The following is a 15,439-nucleotide window of genomic DNA, read 5'->3' on the forward strand; positions in this document are numbered from 1 at the left end:
ACGAATGAGTAGAAGGAAATTGACGTATCGCCGAGAGCCGATAAAAAAATACCGAATGCATAAAGTCAAGAAGCATTGGGTCGTTAAGAGCGGTGTCGCGGGCGCGATGATCGTGGGTACTGTCGCAGCACCAGCTAGTATGTTGTACGCACAGGCAGCGGAGACAGAAGAAGTAACACCAACAGAGGGATTAGAGAGGGACGAAACAAAAGCAACGACAGAAACACAGAAACCAACACCTCGCGCTACAGAGAATGAAGATGGTACGAAGACTTGGGTGGCGAATGAGGATGAGGGAATAACGGTATCTAATATTAAACGGATAACAAATAAAGGAGACGTAGCCCCCTCTGAATATTCAGTACCGTATTTCCACCAAGGATTAAATTTTTCAATGCTAATTGATAACTCTGAGAATAAAATATCTCCGGGTGATAAGATTATTATTCCGATAACAAGCGATCGCTCTAAAAGTGCTAATTCAGATGGTAGAAGCATGTTCGATGGGATGAAGGGAACAATATCCGGTATTGGTAGCATAGAATACATTTCCGATGAAATAGGTTTTGAAGTAACAGTTTCAACACCTATAGTGGGAAATAAAAGTATTGAAACAAGTCTATATGGATATTCTGATGCTAGTGGTTATAGTATGAATTTCATTTTAAATTATACTCCTGAATCTCAAAAATTTAGTTTTGAACCAATTAACATATATTATTCAGGTAAAGTTATAGAAACAGTCAAATCAACTTATACTCCAACTAAAGATAGTGGTTCAAATTATCGTCTTTGGATTGATAGAGGAACTAGTCCTGAAAAAGTTAGAATTGCACTTGCGTATAACAATACAAATAAAACAAGTAGTTCATTAAAAGGTGAAGTACCTAAAGAGATTGATGACAATATAGTTCAAATTGGAAGGGTTAACTTGAGTTCTGAATCAGAACTTGCTAATTATACTGGTAAAGATAAAAAAGATATTACGGGATATGGATATATCTATTTGCCAGTGCCCGATGGTTCTGGAGACCAGTTTTATATGCTCACAACTTATACTGTGGTCTTTTCTTATGTCAATATTCCCAAAGATGCTACTAATGAAGAAATATATTCAATTCTAAATAGTGCAGGCCCAAATACCTATTCAGTAGTTGAAAATTCGGATGGCTCGTTTACTACAGCCAGAAATATTGGTACTGGTGAAACAGGGTATAAATTAACAGATTCTATTGAATATCAGCAAACTGGAGCTCAGTCTCCAGCAGAATACTTTGAGAAAGTTTATGGAATTAATTATGATAATGATTTCATTGAAAAAATTAACAATACTTACAGTACAATACCCACTAGTTCAATTGTTAGATTTGAGTTTGAATTTTTTGATGATTCAGTCCCCCATACTATTATAGCTACTTTAAATGACTCTATGGGAGGTGTGGGAAGTGAAAGCGCAATATCAGTTCCTAACCAAGTAACAGTTCAAGAACCAAGTTCAGTCAGAATAAACTATCTTGATGAAGAAGGAGAAACATTACAATTTCCATTAACAAAACTAGGCTTCCCAACTTCCGAATCATCTCCTGAACAGGCGGTGATTACTGCTGAGGATTTAGTAGTCGAAGGTTATGAGTTAGATTTAGAGCAGTTACCTATCGGCGCTGATCCTGTCACGGGTGCATTAAATGTTGATTTTCCAGAAGAAGGTGAAACAACGGATATCACCTATAAGTACAAGATCAAGACTTGTCAGGTCAACGTGAGGTATATGGCAGATACTGATGGTGATGGTCTCGCGGATGTGAAGATGAATGATGGGAAAGATGACAAGGAGCTAAGCGGTGACTACAACTCCGTCTACACGACTACGGCAGTTAATTACCGAAGTGAGAAGTATTATCTAATTGCTAATCCGACAAATATGAATGGTCGTTATGCAGATGCTCCGATCGAGGTTGTCTATGTGTATCGTAAAGTAGGGAATCTAGTAATTGACACCTCTCGTTATGATAACGAAACAACGCCAACGACGACCCCATTCACGATTAATAGCAATAACAGAGATTTAGCTGATGTGACGGTACCGGAAGCACCAAAAGGTTTCCATTATGTAGATGTTAAGACAAATGAGGTCTTAACAGAAGGCGCGAAGTTAAAACCAGGTGCCCAAAACTCCTTAGATCCTAGTGAGGATACCCGTTCACAGAATATGGAATGGAAATTAGTTCCAGATGAATACAAGGTGATTTATCACTATGTAGATCAAAAAGGCGACCCAGTTGCAGGAGATGTGACTGTACCTTCTTCTGAAGGAGCAACGATCGAAGACAAAATTAATGTAGTCGACGGCTACTTATATGTGGAGACTGATCCAAGTTCTGATAGTGGAACGATCAAGCCTTCTGGAACGTCCGAAGTTACGTATGTGTATCAACCAATGGGTAGTTATACTCTGAAAAGTGATGATCCTGAGTTCACTGAGGATACTGTTCTTTATCCAAATGATCCAAATGATCCAAGTAAAGCGTTAGCTGTTGATGATGCGAATCATCCTGGCATCGCCTATGTTGAGGGTTATACGCCGACAGATAAAGATGGCATTGCGCTGGAGCTGATTGATCCAGCGGATGAAACCAAAGGATACAAATCACCAGCGATTACTGATGCTAGTAAAGATACTGAAATTACGTACAAATTAAATGCTGCGGAAATTATCTACAATTACGTGGATCAAGAAGGTACCCCAGTCACCGAGTCTAAGAGGGTTTCTGCGAAAGTGAAAGATACGATTTCAGAGAAGATTGATGTCGTGACTGGCTGGTTGTATGTGGAAAAAGCTGCTAGTTCAGATTCCGATATGATCGTGGATATGGATGGAACGTCTGAAGTGACTTATGTCTACAAGAAGATGGGTAGCATCATCATTGGTAGCGAAGATTCCAAGTTCCCAGGAAGTACGATTGTCTATCCGAATGATCCAAATGATCCAAGCAAGATGTTAGATCAAACTGATCCAGATTTCCCAACAATTGCCTATGTTGAAGGCTATACGCCAACGGACAAAGATGGGGTTCCGTTGGAATGGGTTGATCCAGAGGATGAGACTAAAGGGTATAAATTACCAGATATTGATGACCCAACTGAAGATACTGAAGTTAAGTATAAATTAGATGAAGATGAGTCAGATTCGGATAGCGATAGTGACTCGGACTCAGACAGCGATAGCGACTCGGATTCGGATAGCGATAGCGACTCAGATTCAGATAGCGACAGCGACTCAGACTCAGATAGCGACAGCGACTCAGATTCGGATAGCGACAGCGACTCAGATTCGGATAGCGACAGTGACTCAGATTCAGATAGCGATAGTGACTCAGATTCGGATAGCGACAGCGATTCAGACTCAGATAGCGATAGTGACTCGGATTCGGACAGCGATAGCGACTCAGATTCAGATAGCGATAGCGACTCAGATTCGGATAGCGACAGTGATTCGGACTCGGATAGTGATAGTGACTCAGATTCGGATAGCGACAGTGATTCGGATTCAGACAGCGACAGCGATTCAGATTCGGATAGCGATAGTGATTCGGATTCAGACAGCGATAGCGATTCAGATTCAGATAGCGATAGCGATTCGGACTCAGATAGCGATAGTGATTCAGATTCAGATAGCGATAGTGACTCAGATTCAGATAGCGATAGTGACTCAGATTCGGATAGCGACAGCGATTCAGACTCAGATAGCGATAGTGACTCGGATTCGGACAGCGATAGCGACTCAGATTCAGATAGCGATAGCGACTCAGATTCGGATAGCGACAGTGATTCGGACTCGGATAGTGATAGTGACTCAGATTCGGATAGCGACAGTGATTCGGATTCAGACAGCGACAGCGATTCAGACTCAGATAGCGACAGTGACTCAGATTCGGATAGCGATAGCGACTCGGACTCAGACAGCGATAGTGATTCGGATTCAGATAGCGACAGCGATTCAGACTCAGATAGCGACAGCGACTCGGATTCGGACAGCGATAGCGACTCAGATTCAGACAGCGACAGTGATTCAGACTCGGATAGCGATAGCGACTCAGATTCAGACAGCGATAGTGACTCAGATTCGGATAGCGACAGCGACTCAGACTCAGATAGCGATAGTGACTCAGATTCGGATAGCGACAGCGACTCGGATTCAGACAGCGACAGCGATTCGGACTCAGACAGCGATAGCGATTCGGATTCAGATAGCGACAGCGATTCAGACTCAGATAGCGATAGTGACTCGGATTCGGATAGCGATAGCGACTCAGATTCAGATTCAGATAGCGACAGCGACTCAGACTCAGATAGCGATAGCGACTCGGACTCAGATAGCGACAGCGATTCAGACTCAGATAGCGATAGCGACTCAGATTCGGATAGCGACAGCGATTCAGACTCAGACAGCGACAGCGATTCAGACTCAGATAGCGATAGTGACTCAGATTCGGATAGCGATAGTGATTCAGACTCAGATAGCGACAGCGATTCGGACTCAGACAGCGATAGCGACTCAGATTCGGACAGCGATAGCGACTCAGACTCAGATAGCGATAGTGACTCGGATTCGGATAGCGATAGCGACTCAGATTCAGATAGCGACAGCGACTCAGACTCAGATAGCGATAGCGACTCAGATTCGGATAGCGACAGTGATTCGGACTCGGATAGTGATAGTGACTCAGATTCGGATAGCGACAGTGATTCGGATTCAGACAGCGACAGCGATTCAGACTCAGATAGCGACAGTGACTCAGATTCGGATAGCGATAGCGACTCGGACTCAGACAGCGATAGTGATTCGGATTCAGACAGCGACAGCGATTCAGACTCAGATAGCGACAGCGACTCGGATTCGGACAGCGATAGCGACTCAGATTCAGACAGCGACAGTGATTCAGACTCGGATAGCGATAGCGACTCGGATTCGGACAGCGATAGCGACTCAGATTCAGACAGCGACAGCGACTCAGACTCAGATAGCGATAGTGACTCAGATTCGGATAGCGACAGCGACTCAGATTCAGACAGCGACAGCGATTCGGACTCAGACAGCGATAGCGATTCGGATTCAGATAGCGACAGCGATTCAGACTCAGATAGCGATAGTGACTCGGATTCGGATAGCGATAGCGACTCAGATTCAGATAGCGATAGCGACTCAGATTCGGATAGCGACAGTGATTCGGACTCGGATAGCGATAGTGACTCAGATTCGGATAGCGATAGTGATTCAGACTCAGATAGCGACAGCGACTCAGATTCAGACAGCGACAGCGATTCGGACTCAGACAGCGATAGCGACTCAGATTCGGATAGCGACAGCGACTCGGATTCAGACAGCGATTCGGATTCAGACAGCGATAGCGACTCAGACTCAGATAGCGATAGTGACTCAGATTCGGATAGCGACAGTGATTCGGATTCAGACAGCGACTCAGATTCGGATTCAGACAGCGACTCAGATTCAGATAGCGATAGTGACTCAGATTCGGATAGCGACAGTGATTCGGATTCAGACAGCGACTCAGACTCAGACAGCGATAGCGACTCAGATTCGGACAGCGACAGCGACTCGGATTCAGACAGCGACAGCGATTCAGACTCAGATAGCGATAGCGACTCGGATTCAGATAGCGACAGCGACTCAGATTCGGATAGCGACAGTGATTCGGACTCAGACAGCGACTCAGATTCAGACAGCGACTCAGACTCAGACAGCGATAGCGACTCAGATTCGGACAGCGACAGCGACTCAGATTCAGATAGCGATAGTGATTCAGACTCAGATAGCGATAGTGACTCAGATTCGGATAGCGACAGTGATTCGGATTCAGACAGCGACTCAGACTCAGACAGCGATAGCGACTCAGATTCGGACAGCGACAGCGATTCAGACTCAGATAGCGATAGCGACTCAGATTCAGATAGCGACAGCGACTCAGATTCGGATAGCGACAGTGATTCGGACTCAGACAGCGATAGCGATAGCGACTCAGATTCGGATAGCGACAGCGATTCGGACTCAGACAGCGATAGCGACTCAGATTCGGACAGCGACAGCGACTCAGATTCAGATAGCGATAGTGATTCAGACTCAGATAGCGATAGCGACTCAGATTCGGACAGCGACAGCGATTCGGACTCAGACAGCGATAGCGACTCAGATTCGGACAGCGACAGCGACTCAGATTCAGATAGCGATAGTGATTCAGACTCAGATAGCGATAGTGACTCAGATTCGGATAGCGACAGTGATTCGGATTCAGACAGCGACTCAGACTCAGACAGCGATAGCGACTCAGATTCAGATAGCGACAGCGATTCAGACTCAGATAGCGATAGTGACTCAGACTCAGACAGCGATAGCGATTCGGACTCAGACAGCGATAGCGACTCGGATTCAGACAGCGATTCAGACTCAGATAGCGATAGTGATTCGGATTCAGACAGCGACAGCGATTCAGACTCAGATAGCGATAGTGACTCAGATTCGGATAGCGACAGCGACTCAGACTCAGACAGCGATAGCGACTCAGATTCGGACAGCGACAGCGACTCAGATTCAGATAGCGATAGTGATTCAGACTCAGATAGCGATAGTGACTCAGATTCGGATAGCGACAGTGATTCGGATTCAGACAGCGATAGTGATTCAGACTCAGACAGCGACAGCGACTCGGATTCAGATAGCGATAGTGATTCAGACTCAGATAGCGACAGCGACTCGGATTCAGACAGCGACAGCGACTCGGATTCAGATAGCGATAGTGATTCAGACTCAGATAGCGACAGCGACTCGGATTCAGACAGCGACAGCGATTCAGACTCAGATAGCGATAGTGACTCAGATTCGGATAGCGACAGTGATTCGGATTCAGACAGCGATAGCGATTCAGACTCAGATAGCGACAGCGACTCAGATTCGGATAGCGACAGCGACTCAGATAGCGATTCAGATGCTGATCTAAACTATGATAAATGGGTAGTTGAGGCGCCAATCTTAGATCCGATTGAAGCTGGTGATTCAATTATTTCAGGAAGACTTCCAGAACAAGATGTGGATTATGATCGGACGTATACAGTGGATCTTTACGTGAATGGTCAACTTATTGCCAGTGGTGTTCCGGTTGGTCCAAATGGAGAGTTCCAATACGATCTGAATGATCTTGCAAGAGAATATGCAAGGTTGACAGGGAAGCAGCTTGAAGAAGGCGATGAAGTCACAGCAAAAGCTATTGGGCATCAAGAAGGTAGAGAGAGTAAAGAGAGTCAATCAACAAGCATAGTGGTTCAAGGAGAGAGCGATTCGGATTCAGATAGTGACTCGGATTCAGATAGTGACTCGGATTCAGATAGTGACTCGGATTCAGATAGTGACTCGGATTCAGATAGTGACTCGGATTCAGATAGTGACTCGGATTCAGATAGTGACTCGGATTCAGATAGTGACTCGGATTCAGATAGTGACTCGGATTCAGATAGTGACTCGGATTCAGATAGTGACTCGGATTCAGATAGTGACTCGGATTCAGATAGTGACTCGGATTCAGATAGTGACTCGGATTCAGATAGTGACTCGGATTCAGATAGTGACTCGGATTCAGATAGTGACTCGGATTCAGATAGTGACTCGGATTCAGATAGTGACTCGGATTCAGATAGTGACTCGGATTCAGATAGTGACTCGGATTCAGATAGTGACTCGGATTCAGATAGTGACTCGGATTCAGATAGTGACTCGGATTCAGATAGTGACTCGGATTCAGATAGTGACTCGGATTCAGATAGTGACTCGGATTCAGATAGTGACTCGGATTCAGATAGTGACTCGGATTCAGATAGTGACTCGGATTCAGATAGTGACTCGGATTCAGATAGTGACTCGGATTCAGATAGTGACTCGGATTCAGATAGTGACTCGGATTCGGACAGCGACTCAGACTCAGACAGTGATTCGGATTCGGACAGTGATTCGGATTCAGATAGTGACTCAGACTCGGATAGCGACTCGGACTCAGATAGTGACTCGGATTCAGATAGTGACTCGGATTCAGATAGTGACTCGGATTCGGACAGCGACTCAGATTTGGACAGTGATTCGGATTCAGATAGTGACTCAGACTCGGATAGCGACTCGGATTCAGATAGTGACTCAGATGGTAATACTAAGAAGAAACTTCCAAGTACCAACACCAATGATGATCAGTTGTTGTACTCAGTTGCTGGATTAGGACTAGTCTCAATGGGATTGGCTTTCTATGGAGGCAAGAAGAAGCGTAGAGAAGATCAAGAGGACAACACGATTTAGTTTTACAGAATATGAAAGGTTACGTTCGCGTCATAGAGCGTAGCCTTTTTAAAAAGGATGGCTGCTATGAAAAGAAATAGGTACAAAATAGTCACAAGTCCACCTAAAAGTGTCTATAAAAGATATAGACTACACAAAGTAAAGAAGAATTGGGTGGTAAAGAGTAGTGTTATTGGGGCAATGATCTTGGGACCATCATTAGGGTCATCTGCTAACGCTCAAACAGTCGGTAAGTCTGAAGTTATTGATGTATTACCGAATGACTCGGACAGGTCTGGTCTGGCGCGATCGCCATTGACTGAGAAGGTAGATGCGGAAATCGTACAGCCCGCGCTTAAACTAGCAGCGGCTGTTCAGAATGAACCAGAAATCGCGACATTGATCCAAGCACTGTTAGATACTCAGGCAAGTAATCCCACAGACACTGGCGGTACTGTTACGGCGGCAGCAAATGCGCTAAAAGCGGAGCTGCCTGCTGCTGAGAGCGCTAGAAAAGCTGCTAGTACTACCGCTAATAAAACCTACAATCAATTTAAAGGATATCCAGACTATGTTCCTGGTGAGTGGACCTATCACGAAGCGTTAGATCAACCATTGTTGGATCTATACAATGCCAGAATGGGTGCGGCTGCCACGCCTCCGACAGTCACGACTCAGGAATTAAAAGACGCGACAGCTACTCTTGTGTCAATCGGCAGTCAAGTTGAAGATGAGATTCTAACTATTGGTGCGGCTGGCCCACTCTCTGATCAAAAGGGAGAAGTAGGTCAAACGACAGTGACCTATCGTTACATGTCTGATGATGGGAAAACGCTTTTACCATCGGCAACAATAGATGACGCGACGATCGGAGAACAAATTCCTGATCATAAAGCAACGATTGAAGGCTATACCTTTAAGGAGATCGGTGCTGGTTCAGATAATGATATGATCGTGAATCCTGATGGTGATTCGATGGTTACCTATATCTACACCGCGAATGATGCCAAAGTGACCTACCGTTATGTTGATGAGGACGGTGAAGAGATCGCTTCTGACTATGAACTGTCAACGAAAGTAGATGCTACGATCGATGAGCGCATTGAAGAGATTGATGGGTACACTTATTTAGGAAAGGGTGCAGATTCGGACTCAGATATGATCGTGGATCGTAGTGGTGCTTCGGTAGTCACATATGTTTACAGTGTGAATCGGGCAAATGTGACACATAAGTATGTGAATGAAAATGGCGATCCTATAGCCGAGGAGCAGATAGAACAAGCAAAAATAGGTTCGGATATTGTAGAAAAACGTGAAGAGATTGAAGGATACACCTTTAAAGCTGTGGACACCGATGCTTCGGATGCAGATATGAAGGTAGATTCTGATGGTAGTTCAGTCGTTACCTACATTTACACGGCAAATGATGCCACAGTCACGTATCGTTATGTGGATGAAAATGGCAAGGAAATTGCTGATGAACGAGTGGTTTCAACGAAAGTAGATGCGGTGATCGAAGAACAAAAGGATGCGATTACTGGCTACACCTATCAGAAGAAATCAGAAGATTCAGATGCAGACATGATCGTGGATCGTAGTGGTGCTTCGGTGGTGACCTATGTCTACAGTGCGAATCAGGTGAATGTGACTTACAGGTATGTGAGTGAAGATGGCAAGATAATTGAAGAGGCAATAGTTAAGCAAGCAGCTGTAGGTTCAGATATTGTACGAAATTCTATTGAGATCGAAGGGTACACATATAAGGAAGTTGATGCTGAAAATTCAGATGCGGATATGAAGGTTAATGCAGACGGTTCTTCTGTGGTGACTTATATTTATTCGGCTAATTATGCAAAATTAGTCTTTCATTATGTAGATCATGAGGGAGAAACGATTTTTCCTAGTGACACGTGGAACTCACGAGTCGATCGTGAAATTACCAATGAATACATCAGGAATGCCATGGCGTTTCCAGAAGGATACTATTTTATCGGTCTGGATATAGAAAAATCTGATAGTGATATGATTGTCGATCGTGATGGTTATTCTGAGATCACGCTAGTCTTCAAGCCACTAGGGAGCTTTATTTTAACAAGTGATGATCCATATTTTACGGGTACAGATGAAATTCAATATGTTGTAAATGGTGATCAAATAAGTCCAGATCAACATGTTATCCCATATGTGGCTGGGTATCATGCTGTGGACAAGAATGGAAATGAGCTGGAGTTTGTCGATCCAGATGATCCGACGAAAGGATATAAAGCGCCGGTAATTGCTGATCCTACTGAGGATACAGTTGTGAAATATGTCGTGAATGATGACAGTGATTCGGATTCAGACAGTGACTCAGATTCGGACAGCGACTCAGACTCAGATAGTGATTCGGACTCAGATAGTGATTCGGACTCAGATAGTGATTCGGACTCAGATAGTGATTCGGACTCGGATAGTGATTCGGACTCAGATAGTGATTCGGACTCAGATAGTGATTCGGACTCAGATAGTGATTCGGACTCAGATAGTGATTCGGACTCAGATAGTGATTCGGACTCAGATAGTGATTCGGACTCAGATAGTGATTCGGACTCAGATAGTGATTCGGACTCAGACAGCGATTCAGACTCGGATAGCGACTCAGATTCAGACAGTGACTCAGATTCGGACAGCGATTCAGATTCAGACAGTGACTCAGATTCGGACAGCGATTCAGACTCAGATAGCGACTCAGATTCGGATAGCGACTCGGATTCCGATAGTGATTCAGACTCAGATAGCGACTCAGATTCGGACAGCGATTCAGACTCAGATAGCGATTCGGACTCAGATAGTGATTCAGACTCAGATAGCGATTCGGACTCAGACAGCGATTCAGACTCGGATAGCGACTCAGATTCAGACAGTGATTCGGACTCGGATAGTGACTCAGATTCGGACAGTGATTCGGATTCAGATAGTGACTCCGATTCGGATAGCGACTCAGACTCAGATAGTGACTCAGATTCAGACAGCGATTCAGACTCAGATAGTGACTCAGATTCGGACAGTGATTCGGACTCGGATAGCGACTCAGATTCGGACAGTGACTCGGATTCAGACAGTGATTCGGACTCAGACAGCGATTCGGATTCAGATAGTGACTCAGATTCGGACAGTGATTCGGACTCAGACAGCGATTCGGATTCGGACAGTGATTCAGACTCGGATAGTGACTCGGATTCGGACAGCGACTCAGACTCGGATAGTGACTCAGATTCAGACAGTGATTCGGACTCAGACAGCGATTCAGACTCGGATAGCGACTCAGATTCGGATAGTGACTCAGACTCGGATAGCGACTCGGACTCAGATAGTGACTCGGATTCGGACAGTGACTCGGATTCGGACAGTGATTCAGACTCGGATAGTGACTCGGATTCGGACAGCGACTCAGACTCGGATAGTGACTCAGATTCGGACAGTGATTCGGACTCAGATAGCGACTCCGATTCAGACAGCGATTCAGACTCGGATAGTGACTCAGATTCAGACAGTGATTCGGACTCAGACAGCGATTCAGACTCGGATAGCGACTCCGATTCGGATAGTGACTCAGACTCGGATAGCGACTCGGACTCGGATAGTGATTCAGATTCGGACAGTGACTCAGACTCGGATAGTGACTCGGATTCAGACAGTGATTCGGACTCAGACAGCGATTCGGATTCAGACAGCGACTCAGACTCGGATAGTGACTCAGATTCCGACAGTGATTCAGATTCGGATAGCGATTCGGACTCAGACAGTGACTCGGATTCAGACAGCGATTCGGACTCAGACAGTGATTCGGATTCGGATAGTGACTCGGATTCGGACAGTGATTCGGACTCAGACAGCGACTCCGATTCGGATAGCGATTCAGACTCAGATAGCGATTCGGATTCAGATAGTGATTCAGATTCGGACAGTGACTCAGACTCGGATAGTGACTCAGATTCAGACAGTGATTCGGACTCAGACAGCGATTCAGACTCGGATAGTGACTCAGACTCGGATAGCGACTCGGACTCGGATAGTGATTCAGATTCGGACAGCGATTCAGACTCGGATAGTGACTCCGATTCGGATAGCGACTCGGACTCAGATAGTGACTCGGATTCGGACAGTGACTCGGATTCGGATAGTGACTCCGATTCGGATAGCGACTCGGATTCGGACAGTGACTCAGACTCGGATAGTGACTCAGATTCAGACAGTGATTCGGATTCAGACAGCGACTCAGACTCGGACAGCGACTCAGATTCAGACAGCGATTCGGACTCCGACAGCGATTCGGATTCGGACAGTGACTCAGACTCGGACAGTGATTCGGATTCCGATAGTGATTCAGACTCAGATAGCGACTCAGATTCGGACAGCGATTCGGACTCAGACAGTGATTCAGATAGCGACTCGGATTCGGATAGCGATTCGGACTCCGACAGCGATTCGGATTCGGACAGTGACTCGGATTCGGACAGCGACTCAGACTCGGATAGTGACTCAGATTCGGACAGTGATTCGGACTCAGATAGCGACTCAGATTCAGACAGCGATTCGGACTCAGATAGCGACTCAGATTCAGACAGTGATTCAGACTCGGATAGTGACTCAGATTCGGACAGTGATTCAGACTCGGATAGTGACTCAGATTCGGATAGCGACTCGGACTCAGATAGTGATTCAGACTCGGATAGTGACTCGGATTCCGACAGTGATTCGGACGCAGACAGCGATTCGGATTCAGATAGTGATTCCGATTCGGATAGCGACTCGGACTCAGATAGTGATTCAGACTCGGATAGTGACTCGGATTCCGACAGTGATTCGGATTCCGATAGTGACTCAGATTCGGACAGTGATTCGGACTCAGACAGCGATTCGGATTCGGACAGTGACTCGGATTCGGACAGCGACTCAGACTCGGATAGTGACTCCGATTCAGACAGTGATTCGGACTCAGATAGCGACTCAGATTCAGACAGCGATTCGGACTCAGATAGCGACTCCGATTCAGACAGTGATTCGGACTCAGACAGCGATTCGGATTCAGATAGTGACTCAGATTCGGACAGCGACTCAGACTCGGATAGTGACTCCGATTCAGACAGTGATTCGGACTCAGACAGCGATTCAGACTCGGATAGCGACTCCGATTCGGATAGTGACTCAGACTCGGATAGCGACTCGGACTCGGATAGTGATTCAGATTCGGACAGCGACTCAGACTCGGATAGTGACTCCGATTCGGATAGCGACTCGGACTCGGATAGTGATTCAGATTCGGATAGTGACTCGGATTCAGACAGTGATTCGGACTCAGACAGCGATTCGGATTCAGACAGCGATTCGGACTCAGACAGTGATTCGGATTCAGATAGCGACTCAGACTCGGATAGTGACTCCGATTCGGACAGCGACTCGGATTCGGATAGTGATTCGGACTCGGATTCGGACAGTGATTCGGACTCGGACAGTGATTCAGACTCAGACAGCGATTCGGACTCGGATAGCGATTCAGACTCAGACAGTGACTCGGATTCAGACAGCGATTCGGACTCAGACAGTGATTCGGATTCAGATAGCGACTCAGACTCGGACAGTGATTCAGACTCAGACAGCGATTCGGACTCGGATAGCGACTCAGACTCGGATAGTGACTCAGATTCCGACAGTGATTCAGACTCGGACAGTGACTCGGATTCGGACAGTGATTCGGACTCGGATAGCGATTCGGACTCGGATAGCGACTCAGATTCCGACAGTGACTCAGATTCGGACAGTGATTCGGACTCGGATAGCGATTCGGACTCGGATAGTGACTCAGATTCGGACAGTGACTCGGATTCGGACAGTGATTCGGACTCGGATAGCGATTCGGACTCGGATAGCGACTCAGATTCCGACAGTGACTCAGACAGCGATTCGGACTCAGATAGCGATTCAGATTCAGACAGCGACAGCGATTCGGACTCAGATAGCGATTCGGACTCAGACAGTGATTCGGATTCGGATAGCGACTCAGATTCGGACAGTGACTCGGACTCCGATAGCGATTCGGATTCGGACAGCGATTCGGACTCAGATAGTGACTCAGATTCGGATAGCGACTCGGATTCGGATAGTGACTCAGACTCGGATAGCGACTCAGATTCGGACAGTGACTCAGACTCGGACAGTGACTCGGATTCAGATAGCGATTCAGACTCGGACAGTGATTCGGACTCAGATAGTGACTCGGATTCAGATAGCGATGCAGATGCTGATTCTGATTATGAAGACTGGATTATTGTGCCGCCAGTACTGAATCCACATTCTCCAGGCGATTCAATCATTTCAGGAAGTATTCCGAATCAAAATATGGATTATGACAGAACTTATACGTTGAATCTGTATATCAATGGGTATCTAGTAGCTAGTGGCATACCAGTTACACCAGGTGGCGATTTCGAATATGACTTAAACGAAGTTGCGCGCGAGTATGCACGACTAACAGGTCGTACACTTGATGAGGGTGATGTGGTTACTGCAAAATTAATTGGTCACCAAGATGGAAAAGCAGATAAGGATGGTCAAGCGGTAAGTGAGATCGTCAAGGATACAGAAAGTGACTCAGATTCGGATAGCGATTCGGACTCAGATAGTGATTCAGACTCGGATAGCGACTCGGACTCAGATAGCGACTCGGACTCAGATAGCGATTCAGACTCAGATAGCGATTCAGACTCAGACAGTGACTCGGACTCAGATAGCGATTCGGACTCAGACAGTGACTCAGACAGTGACTCGGACTCAGACAGTGACTCAGACTCAGATAGCGACTCAGATTCTGATGGCAACACTGTGAAGAAAGTAGCGTCAACTTCCAAGGTTATGCCTAAGACTGGATCAACGAAGTCTTCTAGTAAGGGTTCGTTGCCGAAAACAGGGATGGATAATGAAGCGCAGATCTATCGTACTTCTGGTTGGGGCTTGTTGACACTTGGTCTAGCGGGAGTATTGAAACGCCTAAAAAATAAGAAACAAAACGAAGAAGTAGAGAACGAATAAGCATTAGCTAGTGATAAATGACAGAAGGCGAATCATCGA

At 46.0% G+C, this 15,439-nt stretch carries 2 protein-coding genes; both read left to right on the forward strand.

Annotation, left to right across the window (positions count from 1 at the left end; all coding sequences use genetic code 11):
• Positions 1–4 precede the first annotated feature (4 nt).
• Positions 5–8,353: a KxYKxGKxW signal peptide domain-containing protein gene (locus IGI44_RS04615; protein WP_438786637.1), complete on the forward strand. Its 8,349-nt coding sequence runs from the start codon at positions 5–7 to the stop codon at positions 8,351–8,353.
• A 153-nt stretch (positions 8,354–8,506) separates the two neighbouring features.
• Positions 8,507–15,400: a MucBP domain-containing protein gene (locus tag IGI44_RS04620; protein ID WP_438786638.1), complete on the forward strand. Its 6,894-nt coding sequence runs from the start codon at positions 8,507–8,509 to the stop codon at positions 15,398–15,400.
• The last annotated feature ends 39 nt before the right edge of the window (positions 15,401–15,439 follow it).

Source organism: Enterococcus sp. DIV0756 (assembly GCF_051710745.1).
Taxonomy (GTDB): Bacteria; Bacillota; Bacilli; order Lactobacillales; family Enterococcaceae; genus Enterococcus_A.